15 protein-coding genes are annotated in these 20144 nt (G+C 67.2%); 6 read left to right on the top strand and 9 right to left on the bottom strand.

The annotated features are described in order from the left end of the window. The first annotated feature begins 116 nt into the window (after nt 1–116). From OG417_RS24505 to OG417_RS24495, 3 genes are all read left to right on the top strand, one after another. Entirely contained in the window at nt 117–764 is a 648-nt protein-coding gene (locus tag OG417_RS24505; protein WP_329260511.1) for a nitroreductase family protein, read from the top strand. A gap of 42 nt (nt 765–806) precedes the next feature. Beyond that, the gene (locus OG417_RS24500; protein ID WP_329260508.1) at nt 807–1724 is read left to right on the top strand and encodes an NADP-dependent oxidoreductase; all 918 of its coding nucleotides are present in this window, start codon (nt 807–809) and stop codon (nt 1722–1724) included. 125 nt (nt 1725–1849) lie between these two features. Continuing rightward, nucleotides 1850–2233, top strand: a complete 384-nt coding sequence (locus OG417_RS24495) for an MmcQ/YjbR family DNA-binding protein (protein ID WP_329260505.1) — start codon at nt 1850–1852, stop codon at nt 2231–2233. Nucleotides 2234–2321: 88 nt separating this feature from the next. On the opposite strand, the gene OG417_RS24490 is transcribed toward OG417_RS24495, so the two are convergent. Both OG417_RS24490 and OG417_RS24485 read right to left on the bottom strand, forming a co-directional pair. Next, nucleotides 2322–3713 (bottom strand): endo-1,4-beta-xylanase, encoded by a 1392-nt coding sequence (locus OG417_RS24490; protein WP_329260502.1) that lies wholly within the window; start codon nt 3711–3713, stop codon nt 2322–2324. A gap of 31 nt (nt 3714–3744) precedes the next feature. Continuing rightward, nucleotides 3745–4773, bottom strand: a complete 1029-nt coding sequence (locus OG417_RS24485; protein ID WP_329260499.1) for a lytic polysaccharide monooxygenase auxiliary activity family 9 protein — start codon at nt 4771–4773, stop codon at nt 3745–3747. A gap of 630 nt (nt 4774–5403) precedes the next feature. Between OG417_RS24485 and OG417_RS24480 the strand changes: the two genes are divergently transcribed. Beyond that, nucleotides 5404–5802 (top strand): DUF417 family protein, encoded by a 399-nt coding sequence (locus tag OG417_RS24480; RefSeq protein WP_442875721.1) that lies wholly within the window; start codon nt 5404–5406, stop codon nt 5800–5802. Between the two features lie 42 nt (nt 5803–5844). Here OG417_RS24480 and OG417_RS24475 read toward each other — a convergent pair whose 3' ends face one another. Continuing rightward, the gene (locus OG417_RS24475) at nt 5845–7251 is read right to left on the bottom strand and encodes an NAD(P)/FAD-dependent oxidoreductase (RefSeq protein ID WP_329260494.1); all 1407 of its coding nucleotides are present in this window, start codon (nt 7249–7251) and stop codon (nt 5845–5847) included. Between the two features lie 274 nt (nt 7252–7525). Here OG417_RS24475 and zwf point away from each other — a divergent pair, with 274 nt between their 5' ends. Together zwf and rpiA are read left to right on the top strand one after the other, a co-directional pair. After that, entirely contained in the window at nt 7526–8881 is a 1356-nt protein-coding gene (gene zwf / locus OG417_RS24470; protein ID WP_329260492.1) for a glucose-6-phosphate dehydrogenase, read from the top strand. Nucleotides 8882–8949: 68 nt separating this feature from the next. Next, nucleotides 8950–9600, top strand: a complete 651-nt coding sequence (gene rpiA / locus OG417_RS24465; protein ID WP_329260489.1) for a ribose-5-phosphate isomerase RpiA — start codon at nt 8950–8952, stop codon at nt 9598–9600. A gap of 85 nt (nt 9601–9685) precedes the next feature. Here rpiA and gnd read toward each other — a convergent pair whose 3' ends face one another. From gnd to OG417_RS24435, 6 genes are all read right to left on the bottom strand, one after another. Next, nucleotides 9686–10720, bottom strand: a complete 1035-nt coding sequence (gene gnd / locus OG417_RS24460) for a phosphogluconate dehydrogenase (NAD(+)-dependent, decarboxylating) (RefSeq protein ID WP_329260485.1) — start codon at nt 10718–10720, stop codon at nt 9686–9688. 21 nt (nt 10721–10741) lie between these two features. Then, nucleotides 10742–10876: a hypothetical protein gene (locus OG417_RS24455; RefSeq protein ID WP_329260481.1), complete on the bottom strand. Its 135-nt coding sequence runs from the start codon at nt 10874–10876 to the stop codon at nt 10742–10744. Next, a complete protein-coding gene (gene tkt, locus OG417_RS24450) occupies nt 10873–12924 on the bottom strand; it encodes a transketolase (protein ID WP_329260478.1) in 2052 nt (683 codons plus the stop codon). The genes OG417_RS24455 and tkt overlap by 4 nt, the downstream gene beginning before the upstream one ends. 240 nt (nt 12925–13164) lie before the next feature. Further along, nucleotides 13165–15537 (bottom strand): glycoside hydrolase family 65 protein, encoded by a 2373-nt coding sequence (locus tag OG417_RS24445; RefSeq protein ID WP_329260475.1) that lies wholly within the window; start codon nt 15535–15537, stop codon nt 13165–13167. Between the two features lie 129 nt (nt 15538–15666). After that, nucleotides 15667–16590 carry an FAD-dependent oxidoreductase gene (locus OG417_RS24440; protein WP_329260473.1) on the bottom strand — a complete coding sequence of 308 codons (924 nt, stop codon included), beginning with the start codon at nt 16588–16590 and terminating at the stop codon, nt 15667–15669. 136 nt (nt 16591–16726) lie between these two features. Next, a complete protein-coding gene (locus OG417_RS24435; protein ID WP_329260470.1) occupies nt 16727–20071 on the bottom strand; it encodes a HAMP domain-containing protein in 3345 nt (1114 codons plus the stop codon). Nucleotides 20072–20144: the final 73 nt, after the last annotated feature.

Here is a 20144-nt window from a genome sequence, read left to right as displayed (position 1 = left end):
ACGGCCTTCGCCGAGGCCGGCGCGGATGTGCTCTACGCCCTTACCCACCCGACCTCGACGCACTCGCCGCGATCGTCACCGCTGTCACATCGACACCGATCAAGAAGAAAGCAGCCATGAATCTCGAAAAGCTCATGAACAAGCACCTCACCAGGTATTTCGACCCCAGCAAGACCATCCCGGCAGAAACCCTTCAACAGCTGCTGAGGTTCCTGCGCTCCACGCCGTCATCGGTGAACGTGCAGCCCAACCACTTCTACGTCCTCGCCACGCCCGAAGGCAAAGAGCGGCTCGCCAACAACCTGGGCGAACGGTTCCAGGACAACGGCGAGAAGATCCTGAACGCCTCGCACACCATCATCCTCACCACCCGGGCGGATCTGCCCGACAGCCATCTCGAGGCGGTGTTCACGAAGGAGAGGGCCGACGGCCGGTTCCCCGACCCGTCCAAGCAGGAGTTGTGGGAATCAATGACCCGAGACTTCCTCAACCTGCGCAACTACGGCTACAAGGATCTGAACCACTGGATGGAGAAGCAGACCTACATGGCGGTGGGCATGACCATGATGGCGGCCGCCGAACTCGGCGTCGAGGCCACGCCGCTGGAGGGGTTCGACCCGGCCAGCGTCGACAAGGCGTTCAAGATCCGCGAAACCGGACACACCACGACCGTGCTGCTGGCCCTCGGCTACCCCGACCCGGAGAAGGCGTACACCAACCCGATCTCGCGATTCGACGCCGACCAGCTGTTCACCTTCGTCTGAACACCCACCCGGAGACCAAAACCAAGGAAGGGGACAATCCCGATGAAGGCGATTGTGGTGACGGACCAGGCCGCGGGAACGGCCGGGATGACACTGGTGGAGCGGCCTGAGCCGCCCGCAGCGATCAACGACGTGATCGTTCAGATTCACGCGTCGGGCTTCGTCCCGACCGAGATGGAGTGGCCATCGACCTGGACCGATCGCGCCGGCCGGGACAAGACACCGTCGATCCCCGGCCACGAACTCGCCGGAGTGGTCACCGCCCTCGGCTACGGCACGACCGGACTGTCCATCGGACAACGCGTGTTCGGCCTCGCCGACTGGCACCGCGACGGCACCCTTGCCGAATACGTGGCCATCGAAGCACGCAACCTCGCACCGCTCCCCGGCGACGTCGACTTCACCGTAGCCGCATCCCTGCCCATCTCAGGTCTGACCGCATGGCAGGGACTGTTCCAGCACGGCCGTCTTCAGGCCGGCCAGACCGTCCTCGCCCACGGCGCGGCCGGCGCGGTCGGAACCATGGTGACCCAACTCGCACGCGAGGCCGGCGCATACGTCATCGGCACCGGACGCGCCCCCGACCGCCAAAAGGCACTCGACTTCGGCGCACACGAGTTCCTCGACCTCGACAACGACACCCTCGAAGACGCCGACGGCGTCGACCTGGTCTTCGACGTCATCGGCGGCGACATTCAAAGGCGGTCCGCAGACCTGATCCGAGCCGGAGGAACCCTGGTGTCCGTCGTCGGCCCGACCGAAGCGCGACCCACCAACGGCCAGACGATCGACTTCGTCGTCGAAGCCGATCGCGCCCAACTAGGCGAGATCATCCAGCGGGTACGAGACGGACGACTACGAACGAACATCGGCGACATCGCGCCCCTCGACAACGCCGTCACCGCCCTCAACCCGACCACGCGACGCAGCGGGAAGACGATCATCCGCGTACGCCCGTAGGGAGTGGACGGCCACAGCCCGGCCGGCGGATCAAGCGCCGCCGTTCGTGGCGGCCATGCGGGAGACGCCACCTTTGTCCTTGGCCGGGCGGTCAGGGCACCCGATCGATAGAGGAGTTGATCACCTTGGACGGACAGGAGCTGCAGAAGATCGCGGGCGACTGCACTGTGGGACTGCCCGGCGCCGAACTGGAGCATCGTTTCGACCCCGACTGGCACCTCTACAAGGTGCGCGGCAAGGTCTTCATGCTCATGACCGACATGCCGGGGCGCCCCGTCGTGATCCTGAAAGCTGATCCGGACGACGCCGCGGCCCTGCGTGAGCAGTACGCGGACATCACCCCCGGCTATCACATGAACAAGAGGCACTGGATCACGGTGGAAGGCGGGGGCACCGTCGACGAGAAGCTGGTGAAGGAGCTCGTGATCGACTCCTACCGTCTCGTGGTCGGCGGGCTCCCCAAGTCCGAGCAGCCCGTGGATCCGCGCACCTACGGCCGCCGCGCCTGACCTCCGTCATGCCCATCAGCGGCGAGGACGGTCGCGGCGATCACCCAGGCGGCCCTGGGACGGCCTGGGTGATCGGGTGCGGCGGTGGTCAGTCGCAGGCCGTGCCGTTGAGCGTGAACGCGGTCGGCGCGGTGTTGGAAGCGCTGTAGGTGAAGTTGGCGCCGATCGAGGTCGAGGCACCGGTGGCGAGGGTGCCTTTCCACCCGGCGTTGGTGATCGTGACGTCCTTTCCGGACTGCGACCAGGTGCCGTTCCAGCCCTGCGACAGCTGCTGATCGCCGGCATAGGAGTACTTCAAGGTCCAGCCGCTGATGGACGGACCTTGGTTGGTGATGGTGATGTTCGCGGTGAAGCCGGACCCCCAGTCGTTCGTCGAGTAGGCGACCTCGCACTTCGCGGTGCCACCGCCCCCGCCGTCACCGGAACCGCCCAGGGCGGTGGCGATGGCGTCGTAGACGGAAGGCTTCTTGTTGAGGTTCTCGTCCCACGGCAGCGCCGAACCTTGGCCGTTGAACGTCCCCGGCACCCACGAGTACTTGTCGGTGTAGTCCCAGATGGTGATCCCGACGCACCGGGCGACGGCCATGCACGCCTTGGTGACGTTCGCGTAGTAGGCGGCCTGCGTGGCCACCTTGGCGGAGTCCGCGGGCAGTTCCATCCGCACGTCGAGTTCGGTGATGGCGACGTCCACTCCGAGGTCGGCGAAGCGTTGCAGGTTGGCCCGCATGCCCGGTGGGAACCCGTACTGCACCGCGAGGTGCGCCTGGAAGCCGACGCCGTCGATGGGCACGCCCTGCGCCTTCAGCGATTTGACCAGGTTGTACATCGCGTCGCTCTTCGCGCCGCTGCCTTCGGTGTTGTAGTCGTTGATGTACAGCTTGGCATTCGGATCGGCCGCGCGGGCGGCGCGCAGGGCGGTGGCGATGTAACCGGAGCCGAGCGTGTTGTACCAAAGATCGGACCGGTACGTCCCGTCCTCGTTGAACGGTTCGTTGACGACGTCCCAGGAGTAGACCTTGCCCTTGTAGTGTCCCGCGACATTGGCGATGTGGTTCTCAAGGATCGAGGTGAGCTGGGTGGCGCTCCAGTTGGCGGAGGTCAGCCAGTTCGGGAGCTGGTTGTGCCAGACCAGCGTGTGGGCGCGCACCATCATGTCGTGTGCGTCGGCGAAGTCGACGACGGCGTCGCCCGGGGCGTAGCTGAACTGGTTCTGCCGAGGCTCGGTCGCGTCCCACTTCATCGAGTTGCCGGGTGTGGTCGAGCCGAACTCTCCCCCGCCGAGGATCGCGGTGTACGCACTGTCGGAGAGTTCGGGGTTGTCGGTGGCCGATCCGAAGTACTTGCCCTGGGCCCGGGCGAGCTGGTTCAGCGTCGACGCGGCGGAGGCCGAGGGCGCCGTTAGTGCCGTGAGCGCCGCGAGGACAGTGACCAGTACGGCCAGGACGGCCAGGACGGCCACCGGTCGTCGCCGGGATGGCATCGCATTTCTCCCCTTCATGACCGGGCCGGACCTACGGGCTGGCGCAGGTGAGGGTGGGAGCCGTGGCCGGGCCGTCGGCGACCAGCCCGAATGTGGTCGACCCGCCCACGGGGACCGACCGGTTCCAGTCGGCGTTCCGTACGCTCGCCAGGTCACCATTGACGGTGAGGGTGCCGTTCCAGACGCTGTTCACCGTCTGCCCGCTCGGCGGCAGCCAGCTCACCGTCCACCCGTTCAGTGCCGTGTCGCCCGGGTTGCTCACCGTCACCTCGGCCTGGAATCCGCCGGACCAGGAGTTCGTGACCGCGAAGGTGGCGTCGCAGGGTCTGGCTCCGGGGTCGCCTCCCTGGCCGACGCCGGTGACCTCGCCGTTACCGCCGTCGAAGACGACGTCGGAGCATCCATAGAAGGTCTCGTTGCTGTCGGACCGCTGCCAGACGGAGTAGATGATGTGCCGTCCGGTCTTGTTCGCCGGCAGGTTGCCGGACCAGTAGTAGTAGCCGTCGACGCTGCCGGTCGGGCCGGTGCTCGGCGGGTGGTCGGCGACGAGGAACGGGGAGGACTCCATCTCGTCCCAGGTCAGCGGCTTGGTCGGATCCCAGCCGTCCTTCGTGACGTACAGGTAGAAGCTGCCCGGATGCGCGGCCCACTTGTTGTAGCGGAAGTCGAAGTTCGCCCCGCTCGTCAGGTGGGTGACCGGCCAGTCCGCGCTCGGCAGGTCGAAGCCGGTGTAGTTCGGGTTGCCGCCGGCGCACAACTGCCCGTCCGGGATGAACCCGCGAGTGCGGCCGGCACCGTCCGAGCGCAGAACCGCGAACCAGTTGTACAGCGAGTTCGTGCCGCTCTGCGCGACCGCGGCCGCGCACGCCGGGTTCCGCGGGACGATCTCGCCCGTTTCGGTGAGCCCGTCCTCCCAGCACAGGAACGTACGGCTGCCCGGCTGCATGAAGGCGCCGTGTGCCATGGCCGGCCGGGCGGTCAGCAGATTCGCGCCCACCAGCGCCGCGACGAGCATCGACAGCACGAGGGCGATCGCCCTTCTCCGTTGTCTCCTCAACATTCTTCCCTTCGACCGCCAGCAGAGGGTGACGAAAGCGCGCTCAGACCGAGCATCACGCTTCCCCGCGATATATCAAGTGACCTCTGCGGCCGATCCGCAGGAAGGCCTCTCACCTGCGCGTTCATTGGTCGCCGGATCCGGTCGCGATGAAAACTCATGAAAGGCGGACCGGCACCACCATCGAATACGGAACGCGCACCTTAAAGCGTCGCACGCGTTATTGGAGAGAATGCGGTGGCGCAGGAGAGGGAAGCCGCCGCCTACGACGGTCAACTGAGGGATCTCGCGGTCCGCGGCGTGCCTGCGGACAAGGCGGTTCGGTCGCCCGCATCGACGGGAGGTCGACACGCGCCTGGACGAGATCCACATTGAGGACGCCCGTACGCTGCGAGGCAAGGCAGGGGTGGCGAACGCTCGCCTGGCTCACCGCCGCTTCGAGACCGTCCTTGATCGCGATGGCCCCCAACATCGGTGGTGAAGCATGACCTGATGATCAACCTCGGTTGATGTTTCGAGTCCTACACTGATCGATATGGCCGACACGTCGGACGGGGATTGATTTTTATGGGAATTCACGACGCTAGAAGAATAGTGCAAGACGCGGGAATCTTGGCCATCCGCTATGGACTCGTGATCAACCTGCTGGAGATCGGGCGAATAAAGTTTGAAGACTACGAGGTGGAAAATATTCGACCCCTCGTAACCTCAAGCCCCCCGTTCTCATTGCTTATCTCCAGATTGGGAGAGAAGAAGGTCGCCAAATTGATCGGCGTCACCGAGATCGTTCTGGGTTCGTTGATCGCAGCAAAACCGATTGCGCCGAGAGCGTCGGCTCTCGGCAGCCTTGCCGCCGTCGGCATGTTCGCCACCACCCTCAGCTTCTTGGCGACAATGCCCGAGGCGTGGCAGGAGACCCGCGGGGAACCGAAGCTGTCCCTCGCGGGACAGTTCCTGGTGAAGGACGTCGTACTTCTCGGAGCCGCCTTGCTGACGGCCGCAGACGCCCTGCGAGCGGCCGAGTGCCGATGAGCTCGCGGCCTGGCGGGCCCATCATGATCCGCACGTCCAGCTTCACTGCGGTGGTCGCCGCGTGGGGGGCGCCGACGAACCGAGGCCGCCGGGCGTGCCGCTGGGGGATGGTTGTGCCGAGCCGTGGTCCGAGCCCAGGCGTGGCGAGGACTCTGCTTGAAGTCGCCGTATGTCGGAGCGCGTAACGGTTCGTTCGGATCGGCCGCCGGTACCGAAGGCGACAGCCCAGTCGAGCAGCGACGTGAGTCGATTTCGGAAACCGACGAGGTAGATGAGGTGGACCACCAACCACATCAGCCAGGCCGGGAACCCGGCGAATCGTAGTGGGCCGACGCCGGCCACGGCCCGGAATCTGGCGACGGTGGCCATGCTGCCCTTGTCTCGGTAATGGAACGGCCGTCTGGACTGCTCTCCTTGCAGCCTTCGCAGGATCTCGGCGGCCGCGTGCCGCCCGCTTTGCATGGCGACCTGAGCCACGCCGGGGAGATTCTTCAGCGACATCATGTCCCCGACCACGAAAACCTCGGGGTGACCGGGCAGGCTGCAGTCGGGTTCGACTTTGATCCGGCCCGCGTGGTCGACCTGCGTGCCACACTGGCCGGCCAACTGGGTGCCGAGCGGGGATGCGGCCACTCCGGCCGCCCAGACCTTGGACATGGCTTCGACACGGGACCGTGTGCCGTCGGCGGCGACGACGTCGACGCCCGTCCCGTCCACGCCGACGATCTTGGTGTTCACCCGTAGTTCCACGCCCACGCGCCGAAGCTCGCGCGCGGCCTTGTCCGACAGCCGCCCGCCGAAGCCGGCCAGCACTTTCGGGCCCGCCTCGAAGAGGATGACGCGGCTGCGGGCCGGGTCGACGTTGCGAAACTCGCCCGGCAGAGTACGGCGGGTCAACTCCGCGATCTGTCCGGCGATCTCCACCCCGGTCGGGCCGCCACCGACCACCACGAAGGTCTGCCACCGTTCTATCACGGCCGGGTCGGTCTCCACCTCGGCAAGCTCGAAGGCGCCGAAAAGGCATCCGCGCAGCGCGAGCGCGTCATCGATCGTCTTCACACCGGGGGCGTGCTCCGCGAACTCGTCATGGCCGAAATACGACTGACCGGCTCCCGCGGCGACGATCAAACTGTCATACGGCGTGATCGTCACCTTCCCCGGCATCACCGACGTGACCGTGCGCTCGGCGAGATCGATCCGGGTGACGTCCCCGGTCAGCACGCGGGCGTTGCGCTGCCTTCGCAGCACCTCGCGCGTTGCCGGCGCGATCGATCCTTCCGACAGGATCCCCGTGGCCACCTGGTACAGCAGCGGCTGGAACAGGTGATAGGCGGTGCGCGAGATCATGGTCACCTCGACCGGCGCCCGGCGAAGCTCCCTTACCGCGAACAGCCCGCCGAATCCCGAGCCGACCACGACCACCCGATGCGTCTTGTGTCCTTCATTCACCGCCGCCCCCGCCGATACCAGCCTCTGATGAGTCCCGGCGTAGCCTTCCCCGCGCCGTCCCCGGCCCGCGTCCGTCGGCCACCCCAGCGGTCGACCTTGATGGGTCGGACCAGGTCCCGGGTATGCATACGGCTGGGCCGCCGGCCGGTATACGACTTCGATACGTCCATACCCACCCGCACCGCCCATAGGCGTATTCGAAGGATAGAAGGCCTGGACAGTGCCGCGAGGGCCGAGTGGGGGCAGAATGAGCACACCGCGGGGGCAGGTCCTGGTGCTGTACGGCATCGCCGGGGATCTCGCCAAGAAAATGATCATTCCAGCGCTGTATCGGCTCACCGCGCGCGGCGTACTCGATGTTCAGGTCATCGGCGTGGATCGCGGTCCGCTGGATGCGGCGACCTTGCGCGAGCACGCGCGGACCAGCGTCACCACCGCCTGCGGATCGGTCGACGAAGACGTCTTCGGCACGTTCGCCGACCGGCTCGCGCCCCCCGTGACCGGCGACGTGACCCGGCCGGACCTCTATGCCGAACTCGCGCGGCGCATCGGCGACGCGTTCGCCGTCCACTATCTGGCCGTGCCACCCACATTGTTCGGGCCGATAGCCGAAGGACTAGGCGCCGCGGGCCTGAACACCCATGGTCGGCTGGTGGTGGAGAAGCCGTTCGGCCACGACCTGCCCTCGGCGCGTCGGCTCAATGCCACGTTGCACCGGTACTTCCCCGAGGAACGGCTGCTCCGGGTTGATCATTTCCTCGGCAAGGACCCGGTCCAGAATCTCATGATCTTCCGCTTCGCCAACAGCCTGCTGGAACCGATCTGGAACCGCGATCACGTCGCCGGCGTCGAGATCACAATGGTCGAGGCGTTCGACGTCGCCGGCCGGGGGGCTTTTTACGATGCGGTGGGAGCCATCCGCGACGTCGTCCAGAACCACCTTCTGCAAGTCCTGGCATACCTGGCCATGGATCCTCCGGCCGACGACGACGCCGAGGCCGAACGCAGCGAGAAGCGCCGGTTGATGTGTGCGATACGCCCGATCGACCCTGGCGACGTCGTGCGCGGTCAGTACGCCGGCTATCTCGACACGCCCGGCGTCGCCCCGGGGTCGACCGCCGAGACGTACGCGGCGGTGCGGCTGTGGATCGACAACTGGCGCTGGGCGGACGTGCCGTTCCTGATCAGGGCGGGTAAGGCGCTCGCGGTCACCAGCACCGAGATCGCCGTCCGGCTCCGCCGGCCGCCACGCATGCTGTTCATGGACGGCGACGCCGGCCGGCCGTGCCCCAACATCGTGCGCTTCCGGCTGGGGCCCGACCCCGGGGTGACGTTCGAGTTGCTCGCCAAGGCTCCTGAACAGGTCGACGCGACACGCGAGGTGTCCGTATCGGTCGATTTCCCCTGTCGGGTGGAGAGCGCCTACGAACGGATCTTCACGGACGCGCTCGCCGGCGACCCGCGCCACTTCGCCCGCGAGGACACCGTGGAAGAGCAATGGCGCATCGTCGAGCCCGTCCTCGACCTCACGACGCCGCCAGAGCCGTACGAACCCGGCGGGTGGGGCCCGGCCACCGCCGACCGGCTCACCTCCGAGGGTCGGTGGATCCCCACCACCATCCGTCCATGATTTCGTTTTCCTGGTCACGACGACCTGCTGAGCACGTCCGCGTCCGGAATGCGGGGAGATGAGAAAGCGTGGACGTCGAGCAGGAGAAGCGGCTGGCCGCCGAGGCCGCGGCCGAACTCGTCGAGGACGGAATGACCGTCGGGCTGGGCACCGGGTCGACGGTCCGTTACCTGCTGCCCGCCCTCGCCCGGCGGAGGTTGCGGATCATCTGCGTCGCGACGTCGCCGCGTACCATGCGGGCGGCTTCGGAGTTGGGCCTTGACGTCCGGCCGTTCGACACCCTCGATCATCTCGACATCACGATCGATGGCGCGGATCAGATCGCTCCGGACGGCTGGCTGGTCAAGGGCGGTGGAGGAGCGCACACCCGGGAGAAGATCGTCGCCGCTGCGGCGAGCCGCTTCATCGTGATCGCTGATTCGAGAAAGCCCGTCGACGCGTTACACGGCCCGGTCCCCCTCGAGCTGCTGGAGTTCGGCCTGCCCGCCACCCTTCGCCGACTGGAGCCCGTTGCGGTGCGTGCGGCGCCGAGGAGCCCGGATGGTGGGATTCTGGCCGACTATCACGGCGAGGTGGAGGACCCGGCGACTCTGGCGGAACGGCTGTCGGCAACGCCGGGCGTCGTCGGCCACGGCCTGTTTCCACCCCGGCTCGTCGCGAGCGTGCTGGTCGGCCGCGGTGATTCGATCGAGCGGCGAGCGGTGCAGGACCTGCCGTGACAAGCCTCATCAGGGCCCCGCCGCGCCCTTGTCCGCGAGCACCGGCGAGCGCGCCGCCTCCACTCCCCCGGCGCGGATTGATGGATCACCGGCCGGCTGCTTGCTCCGCGTGACCGCCGAATTCGGCTCGCATCGCTGAAAGCGCCGCGTCGGAGAAGTGCCCGAGCCCGCGTGAGGAGAACCGTTCGAGCAGCGCCGCGCTGATGGCCGGTGCGGGCACGCTTTCCTCGATCGCGGCGATCAGCGTCCAGCGTCCTTCGCCGGAGTCGGAGACACGCCCCTGGAAATCGTCGAGTTGCGGGGATCGGGCCAGCGCGTCGGCCAGCAGATCGACCAGCCAGGAGGAGATCACCGATCCGCGGCGCCACACCTCCGCCACCTCGGCGACGTCGATGTCGTATTGGTAGGCCTCGGGATCGCGAAGCGGCGCGGTCTCGGCGTCGACGGTCCGTTCCTTCTTGCCCGCGTCGGCGTGCCTGATGATGGAGAGCCCTTCGGCGATCGCGGCCATCATTCCGTACTCGACACCGTTGTGAACCATCTTCACGAAGTGCCCGGCTCCGTTCGGGCCGCAGTGCAGGTAGCCGTGGGGAGCGGTGCCGTCGCGGGTCCGGCCCGGCGTCGGTTCCGCGGTTGCGACGCCGGGCGCGATGGTGGCGAAGATCGGGTCCAGTCGCTGCACAGGCTGCTCCTCGCCACCGATCATCAGGCAGTAGCCGCGTTCGCGTCCCCACACTCCGCCCGAGGTGCCGCAGTCGATGTAGTGGAGTTGCTTGGCGGCGAGCAGGCGGGCTCGGGTGATGTCGTCACGGTAGTAGGAGTTACCGCCGTCGATCACCGTGTCGCCGGCGTCGAGCAGGTCGACCAGCTGGTCGAGCGTGGACTGGACGATGCCCGCGGGAAGCATGAGCCACACGGCTCGGGGCGGGCGGAGCTTGCGCACCAGGTCGGGAAGCGATTTCGCGCCGGTCGCGCCCTCCGCTTCGAGTTCGTCGACCATGCTTTCGTTGACGTCGTAGACGACGCAGTCGTGCCCGTCGCGCATCAGCCGGCGGACGAGGTTCGCGCCCATCCGACCCAGGCCCACCATGCCCAGCTGCATGGGTCTGTCCGTTGCCATGGTCCCCCCAAACGGTTGTCCTCAGGTCTGCTTCAACCTCCGGTGGTGGCGGATCAGCGCGTTCGCCGACGAGTCGTGGGTGAGCCGCAGGAGCGGTGACACTTCCAACGACACCCATCCGTCGACGCCGTCGGTGCAGGGTCTGGGTCGTCTCACCGTGCTTCCTTTCCCCTCATCGCGAGCTCACGAGCTATTCCGGACACTTTCTCGGGAGTGAAGCCGAACTTCGAGAGCAGCTGTTTGAGGGGCGCCGACGCACCGAAGGTGTGCATGCCGACGACGGCGCCCTCAGGCCCCACATACCGGTCCCAGCCCAGCGTCGACGCCTGCTCGATGCCCACCCGGGCGGTCACCTCCGGCGGCAGCACCCCGTCGCGGTACTCCCGCGGTTGCCGCTCGAACAGCTCCCAGCACGGCATGCTCACCACCCGCACGCCGATGCCTTCGCCGGCCAGCTCCTCCCGCACGGCGACGGCCAGCGCCACCTCCGAGCCGGTGGCGAGCAGGATGACATCGACCCGCCCGTTCGGGGCGTCCGCGAGCACGTAGGCGCCCTTCGCCACCCCGTCCGCGCCGTTCAGCCGTGACCGGTCCAGTGTCGGAAGCGGCTGCCTGGACAAGACCAGAGCGGCGGGCTCCCGGCGGAGACCTGCGATGAGCCGCCAGGCCTCGACGACCTCGTTGGCGTCGGCCGGCCGGAAGACCAGGAGCCCGGGCATGGCCCGCAGCGACGCGAGCTGCTCGACCGGCTGATGCGTCGGACCGTCCTCGCCGACGCCGATCGAGTCATGCGTGAAGATGTGCACGACCGGAATCTCCATCAGCGCGGACAGCCGGATCGCACCTCGGGCGTAGTCGGAGAAGATCAAAAATCCCGACCAGTACGGGCGAAGCTTGGTCAGCGCCATGCCGTTCGCGATCGCGGCCGCGGTGTGCTCCCGGACCCCGAAGTGGAAGTTGCGTCCGCCGCGCTCGCCGGGTTGGAAGTCTCCGGCGCCGTCGGACGTGAGGCGGGTCTTGGTCGAAGGCGCGAGGTCCGCCGAACCCCCCAGCAGCCACGGTACGGCCTCCGCGACCGCGTTGAGCACCTGTCCGGACGACGCGCGCGTCGCCGTGCCCTTGGGGTCGGGCGGGAACGACGGCAGTACGCCCTCCCAGCCATCCGGCAACTCCCGGCGCTGCATGCGCTCGATCTCATCGGCCAGCTCCGGATGGACACTCGCATACTCCTTGAAGCGCGCCTCCCATTCGGCTCGGGCATCCGCGCCGCGCCGGCCGACTCCCTTCGCGAACCAGTCGTACACGCCGTCCGGGATGAAGAACTCCGCGTCCTCCGGCATCCCGAGGAAGCGCTTGGTCGCCTTGACCGCCTCGACGCCCAGCGGCTCGCCGTGCACTCTCGGCGAGCCTTCCAGCGGCGAGCCGTAGCCGATGTGGCTGTGGACCACGATCAGCGTAGGGCGCTCGCGCTCGGCCTTGAATGAGTGCAGCGCAGGGGCCACCTGGTCCACATCGTTCGCATCGGCCACGGTCGCGACGTTCCAGCCGTAGGCGATGAAACGCGCCGCCAGGTCCTCGGTGAAGGCGATGTCGGTACGCCCCTCGATGGTCACCCGGTTGGAGTCGTAGATCCAGCACAGGTTGGTCAGCCGCTGATGACCTGCCAAGGAGGCGGCCTCCGACGAGACCCCCTCCATCATGCAGCCGTCCCCCGCGAGCGCGTAAACGTCGAAGTCGAAGATCGGAAAACCGTTCCGGTTGTACCGGGCCGCCAGCCACTGCCCGGCCATCGCCATGCCCACCGACATCGCCACGCCCTGGCCGAGCGGTCCGGTCGTCGCCTCCACCCCGCTCGTCCACCGGTACTCCGGATGGCCCGGCGCGTGGGAGTCCAACCGGCGAAAGGTCTTCAGGTCCTCGAGAGTCACCGCGGACCGTCCGAGCACCTCGTAATCGGGATCGACGGCACGCACGCCCGTGAGGTGCAACAGAGACCACAACAGCGCCGACGCGTGCCCCTCCGAAAGCACGAAACGATCGCGGTTCGGCCAAATCGGATCGGCGGGATCGAATCGCAGGAACCGTTGCCACAGCGTGTAGGCGACTGGCGCGATATCCATCGGCGTGCCCGGATGCCCCGACTCCGCCTCTTGGACCGCGTCCAGGCACAGCCCGCGGATCGTGTTGATGGATAGAGCATCCATAGATTTCCCCCAATTCGGACGCTACCACCGTCGAAGATCACCCGACAGAGGGCGCCGGGTTCCCCGACGAGGGACCGTCAAGTTAACGCCGAAGACCGATGGTTGAAAGGTTCAGTCCGTGCGAGCAAAAGATCCCGTCAAGGCGAATGGAAATCTTTCAACGGCACATTCGACGAATGTTGTCAACCTTGTCAGTTAGGGCAGGCTTCGGGCGGTTCCTACGTGACGGCTGATGGAGTCCTAAGGTCGGGGGCGCCCCAGGGCGCCGGCGCGGCGTGGCAGGGGCTCGCGTCCGCGGGGCTGGCGGATCCAGCAGTCCGGAGTCGCCGCGGCCGGTGTCGGGAGCGTGACCGGCTGCTCGCCGAGCAGGAATTCCTCACCGTGGTGCGTCACCGATAGCGGATCGCCCTCCAGCAGGTGATAGGTCGTCGTATCCGCGGTGACGACGACCTGCAAGCGGCGACCGCGATAGCACAACCGGAAGGCGAGCCGCGTGATGCCGTCCGGCAGGCGCGGGTCGAACCTGATGCGGCCGCCGCCGGCCCGCATTCCACCGAATCCGGCGACGAGCGCGGTCCAGGCGCCGGCGAGCGAGGCGATGTGCACTCCGTCCCGGGTGTTGTGCTCCAGGTCGTCGAGGTCCATCAGCGCGGCTTCACCGAGGTAGTCGTAGGCGAGGTCGAGCTGGCCGATCTCGGCGGCGATCACGGACTGGACGGCCGAGGACAGCGATGAATCGCGCACGGTGAGCGCCTCGTAGTAGGCGAAGTCGCGCACCTTCTCTTCGAACCTGAAATCCTCGCCACAAAGGTACAGGGCCAGGACCAGGTCGGCCTGCTTTACCACCTGCTTTCGATAAAGCTCAAAGTACGGGAAATGAAGCATCAACGGATATTGCTCGAGTTCGGTGGCGGCGAAATCCCAGCGCGCGTGCTCGGTGAATCCCTCGTTCTGCGGGTGAACCTCGAGGCGATCGTCGAACGGCAGATATATGGCGTCGGCCGCGGCGCGCCAGGACGCGGTCTCGTCGACCGTCACCCCCAGCTGCTGGGCCGCGTCCGGGTGACGGACGGTCGCGTCGGCCGCCGCGCGCAGGTTCCGCCGTGCCATGAGGTTGGTGTAGACGTTGTTGTCCGCCAGCGCGCTGTATTCGTCGGGACCCGTGACGCCGTCGATGCGAAATCGGCCGCCGACGTCGTGATGACCGAGACTGCGCCACAGCCGGGCCGTCGCCACGAGTAGCGGCAGGCCGATCTCGCGCTCGAACTCGACGTCGTGCGTCGCGTCCACGTACCGCGCTACCGCGCATGCGATGTCGGCGTTTATGTGGAACGCAGCGGTGCCGGCCGGCCAATAGCCCGAACATTCTTCGCCATGAATCGTCCGCCAGGGGAAGGCCGCCCCACGGAGGCCGAGCCGCTTGGCGCGGTCCTTGGCCTGCGGGAGGGTGGTCCGCCTCCAGTCCAGCGCGTCCGCGACCGCGCTCGGATAGGTGTAGCTGAGGACCGGCAGGACGAAGGTCTCGGTGTCCCAGAACGTGTGCCCGTCGTAGCCCGGACCGGTCAGTCCTTTCGCCGGGATGGGCCGTTGTTCCGTCCGCGCGCCGGCCTGCAGGAGGTGGAAGAGCCCGAAGCGGACCGCCTGCTGCACCTGCGGATCGCCGTCGATCTCCACATCCGCGCCCGACCAGAAATCGTCGAGGAACGCACGCTGCTCACTCACCAGGCCGTCCCACCCGGTCGAACGTGCACCGGCCAGCGCCGCCATGACCTGGTCGTGCATGGCCGGCCGTGAACGCTCCGCCGACCAGCCGTACGCCAGGAGCTTGACCAGTCGTAGCCGCTGGCCGGGTTCCAGCCTGGTCACCACCGTGAGGCGGCCGATATCACCCGAGCCGCTCATGTCCATGTGGGTGCCCTCGGGGGCATCGACGTCGTGTTGCATGGCGGCCGCGATCGACAGCCCGCTGACCCGGGTCCGATGGATCATGATGGCGCAGTCCTCTGTGGTGACGTTCTCCTCCATGACCAGCGGCGACTCCAGTACCGCGGTCGCTCGCGGGTCCGCTGTCAGTGCGGGCAGCGACTCGTTGGCGACCAGTTCCGATTGGACGACGATCCGCACCGGGCTGCCGAGGGCTTCGACCTCATAGTGGATCGCCGCGACGGCGCGCTGGGTGAACGAGACGAGCCGCGTGGAGGTGACACGCACCGGACAGCCGGACGGCGCACTCCAGTGCGCCCGGCGGGTCAGCGTGCCGGCGCGCAGGTCGAGAAGGCGCTCGTGCTCGTGCAGCCGGCCGTAACGAATCTCGAAGGGCTCGTCGTCGACCAAGAGCCGGATCAACTTACCGTTGGTGACGTTGACCACCGTCTGCCCGGATTCGGGATACCCGTAGCCGGCCTCCGCGTACGGCAGTGGCCGCTGTTCGTACACCGAGTTCAAATAGGTTCCGGGCAGTCCGTGCGGCTCACCTTCGTCAAGGTTTCCGCGCATGCCGATATGCCCGTTCGACAGCGCGAACACCGACTCCGTCTGCGCGAGGGTGCCCATGTCCAGGTCACGCTCTCGGACCACCCAAGGCTCTACGGCGAATGCCGAATTCGTGATCATGATGACTCCGTCAGCTCCGATCGGTAGGGACCGCGCGGGCTCCGGCCTGGTCGAGTGCTTGCGCCCGCCCGGTGCGATCGACGCCGCCACGGAGGCGAAGCGGCCTTGCCGTGCCGCCCGCACCCGGTATCAGGCGCCCCCGCGACCGGCCCTTGCGGCTGCGGGCACCGTGCGGACCTCAGAGGCCGTACTCCTGCAGGAGGTTGAGCCAGATCTCGCTGGTGGTCGGGAACGTCGGGCCGCGATGACGTCCCCGCAGATCCTGGCCTGGTACTTGCCCATGTGGGTGAGCAGGTTGAGTCCGTTGACATCGCCGACCGCATAGAGCCGGCCGTCGGGGACCGCGGTCGCCCGCATGCTCGCGTCCACCTCGATGGGGCCGTCCGGCCGCATCCCGACCGTCTCCAGGCCGATGTCGTGCACTCCCAGTCGGCGGCCGGTGGCGACGAGGATCTCATCGGCCTCGAACCGCGAGCCGTCATCGGTCTGGACCATCACCGGCCCGTCGGTCCCCTGGCGTTCGACCCGAGCGAGTGACCGGCCGAAGTGCAGGTCGATGCCCGATTCCGCGAGCGACCGGGCCGCCGGCTCACCGGCGAACGGCTCGGTCCGGGTGAGCAGGTGGTCCTCGCGCACGAGGACGGTGCTCTCGACGGCGCCGAGGGCGTGCAGCGCCTGCGTCATCTCGCACGCGACGGGCCCGCCGCCGATCACGATGAGCCGCTTCGTCGCCGGCAGTTTCTCCAGCCAGTTCACATAGCCGCCGTCGTCGAAGTGCGACACCGCCTCGTCCCGGCGGTCGAACACCGCAGGCGCCTCGATCGGGCCGCGAAGCCCGAGCCCCGGCATCCGATCCACCTCGGCGGCGAGTTCCATCGGCCACAGGAGCGCCTTGCTCGGCACACACGCGTAGTAGTTGCACTCACCGCCGACCAGGCGTTCCTCGACGACGGCCGCCGTCAGTCCACCACGCACGACGCGCGCGGCGGCGTTCTCGCCGACCGGGCCCGCACCGATCACGATCACATCGAAGACGTCATTCCCCTCCGCCATTCCGGTCTCCCGTCCCCCGCAACGCCTCAGGACGAACCGCCATATCAGTCACCATTCCCCTATTTCGGTCAAAGAGGCGCAAAGCACTGGAAACGGCGCCGTCGATCAATTCCCTCGGCATGACCGGGTCATGCCTTCAGTGGGATGGCGCCTCGGACGCGGGGTTCGGCGGCTCCGCTTGGCTCGTCGCCCGGTAGCCGGCATCGTCCCCGACGGCCGGCTGCGGGGGCTCGTCGTCCAGGAGGTCGTGGGCGATCTTTAGTAGCCGATCCACGTCGACGATCGGCTTTTGTAGGTATTCGCTGGCGCCCCGGGCCAGCGCCTTCTCGCGCCCTCCGGGCGTGGCCGCCGCGCTGAGCACGATGATCGGTAGATCGGCGTAGCGAGGAACACGACGGATCGCCTCAACGGCGTCATAGCCGTCCATCACGGGCATCATGATGTCCATCAGGACGAGTGACACGTCGGACGTGCGCTGCAGTAGTGCGAATCCCTCCTGGCCGTTCGGCGCGTGCAGCACTGGAGTGCCCACTCGTGCGAAGAGTGCGGTCAGCGCCTCGACGACGCCGACGTCGTCGTCGACGACGAGAACCTTGCCCGGTAGCCGGCGCCTTGCGCGTTCTGGTCGTCGCTCATCGAACGGGCGCACATTCGCTGACGGACCGGCCGCCGCTTCGCCGACGGTGACAGGCCGCTTGCCGTCGCCCGCGCCCATGGCGACGGACCGCCGCTCGGTGACCGCGTGCCCCTCGGTGACCTGTCGTTCTGGTTCGCCGCCGGACACCTGGCCGGGACCGAGGATGGGAAGGTACAGCGTGAACGTGCTGCCCTTGCCCGGTTCGCTCTCGGCGACGATGCGGCCACCGAGCAGTGTGGCGAGTTCCCGGCTGATGGACAGGCCCAGGCCCGTACCGTCGTGCTTCCCGCCGGCGGGATCGGTTTGCTCGAACGCATCGAAGATCATGGCGAGCTTGTCGCGTGCTATGCCGACTCCGGTGTCCCGCACCGTGAGGGCGATGACGTCCCGGGCCCCGTCCAGGATCTTGTCGGGGTCACCCGTGCGCCACACCCGCAGGCTGACCGAACCGGCCGGGGTGCACTTGATCGCGTTGGACAGCAGGTTGCGCAGGATCTGCTGAACTCGCTGCTCGTCCGAGCAGATCTCGTCGGGCGCGTCGTCGGAGACCTCGACCCGGAAATCGAGACCACGGTCACGGGCGAGTGGATGGATCGTGCTGCTCACGTTGTGGATCAGCCTGCGCAGCGGAAACTCCTTCGGCCATACGTCAAGTCGCCCCGCCTCGACCTTCGACAGGTCCAAGCTGTCGTTGATCAGCTGAAGCAGGTCGGAACCGGTCCGGTGAATGCGGGCGGCGAAGTCCACCTCTTCATCGGAGAGGTTCTCGTGCGGGTTGTCACCGAGCAGTCGGGCGTAGATGAGCATCGAGGTCAGTGGTGTGCGCAGCTCGTGCGACATCTTCGCCAGGAAGTCCGACTTGTACTGTGACGCCGAGGCGAGCAAGGCCGCCTTTTCCAACAGCTCGTTGTTCGAGTTCCGCAGCTCGACCTGCTGCCTCTGCAGGTCGTCGGATCGCTGTTGCAGTTGCCGTGTCAGCTGCCGGCAGTTGGCGAGCAACGCCTCGGTACGGGTGTTCGCGAGGGAGGCGTTGATCGCGAATCCGATCACGTTGGCGATCTGATCACAGAAGGTCAGGTGCACGTCGGAGAAGCGGGCCGGCGAGGCCAGCTCGATGACGCCGAGCAGTTGGTCCTCGAACAGGATCGGAATGATGACAGCGCTGACCGGGGTGCTTTCGCCGGGCCCCGAGCCGGCCTGGTCGTAGCCGACCGGCGCGTCTTCCACGAGGATGGGCCTTTTCTCCAGCGCGGCCTGGCGCACCAGCCGCTTGGGGAGCACCTTGGGTGCGTCGGCGTCCGCTCGCGGCAGACCGTACCCGGCGATGAGCGTGAGCCGCCGCACCTGACCGTCCGGCAGCGTGATCGGCTCGCCGTCGCCGTCCGTGCCGACGCTGAAGAAGGCGCCGTACCGGGTGTCGACCAGCGGTGCGAGCTCACGCAACGTCAGATCGGCGATTTCCGTCAGATTCCGGTGACCTTGCATCAGTGTGGCCAATCGGGTCAGATTGGACTGCACCCAGTCCTTCGCGCGCAGGTTGTGGACCATGAAGTTGACGGTGTCCTTCAGCGCGGATACCTCGCCGTCGGCCGTGAGGGTGATCTGGTGGGTCATGTCCCCCCGCGACACGGCCGACGTGACGTCGGCGATCGCGCGGACCTGATCGGTCAGAGTCCGGGCCAGTTCGTTGACGTTCGTCGTCAGGCGCTCCCAGGTGCCGTGGACGCCCTCGACCTGGACCTGACCGCCCAGCCGGCCTTCCCTGCACAGCTCATAGGCCACCCGCGTCACCTCGGAAGAGAAGGAAGACAGGGTGTCGACCACGGTGTTGACGGCCGTCTCGAGTTCGCGGATCTCTCCGCGCGCCTCCAGGTCGATCTTCTTGCCGAGGTCTCCTTCCGCGACCGCGGTGGCGACCTGGGCGATGCTACGGACCTGTGAGACCAGATTGCCGGCCATCGAGTTGACGCTGTCGGTCAGGTCTCGCCAGACCCCGGAGACACCAAGTACCCGGGCCTGACGGCCCAGCCGTCCTTCGGTGCCCACCTCCCAGGCGACCTGCGTGAACTCATCGGCGAAAGACGACAGGTGATCCACCATCGCGTTGACGGTCGACTTCACTTCCAGGAGCTCGCCGGTCGCCTCGACGGTTACCGACCGGGTGACGTCGCCACCAGCCACCGCCTTGGTCACCGCTGCGATGTCGCGTATCTGGGCGGTAAGCCGGTCCACCATCGTATTGATCGCCTCAGCCACGACCCGCCAATCGCCCGACAGACCGTTCACTTGGACGTGACCACCCAGCCGCCCCTCGGTGCCGAGCTCTCGCGCGAGCCTGGTCATGTCCCCGGTGAACAGCGAGAGCTCGCTGGCCATCTGATTGATCCTGAGCCCCAACCGACGCAGCTCACCACGCAGCGGGCGTCCGCCGTCACACAGATCCATGCGCTGGGTGAGGTCACCGTCCGCCACCGCGTCCGCGACACGCCGGGCGTTCAGCATTGGACGGACCAGTGCGTCGATGATCGTGTTCGCCCGTTCCACGCTTGCGGCCCACGACCCTCGGCCTGAGCCGGCCGAAAGTCTCTCGTCGAGACGGCCGTGACGAACCACCTCGCCCTGGACCCGGTTCAGTTCATCCGCGAGGTGTTGACCGCGGTCAGCGATCTCATTGAACGCGAGCGCGAGTTCCGCCGTGGCACTCCCGTCGTGGACGGGCAGTCGTCGCCGGAAATCGCCGTCACGCAACGCCTTCATCGCCGCCAGCATCGGGCCCAGGTCAACGCCGTGTGCCCGCGTCTCATCCGACACGCTTGCGGCCCTCCCCCCGGCGGTCGCGCTCATCCTCAGATCCTCTTTCTCCCAATGGAAGATCGAATGAACGGGAGGTCAGGGATGACCGGCTCGGTACGGTGTT

Origin of the sequence: Actinoallomurus sp. NBC_01490, assembly GCF_036227085.1 — a bacterium.
Taxonomy (GTDB): Bacteria; Actinomycetota; Actinomycetes; order Streptosporangiales; family Streptosporangiaceae; genus Actinoallomurus; species Actinoallomurus oryzae.
The sequence above is the reverse complement of the archived record's forward strand: the minus strand, read 5'-3'. Positions and strand labels throughout refer to the sequence as shown.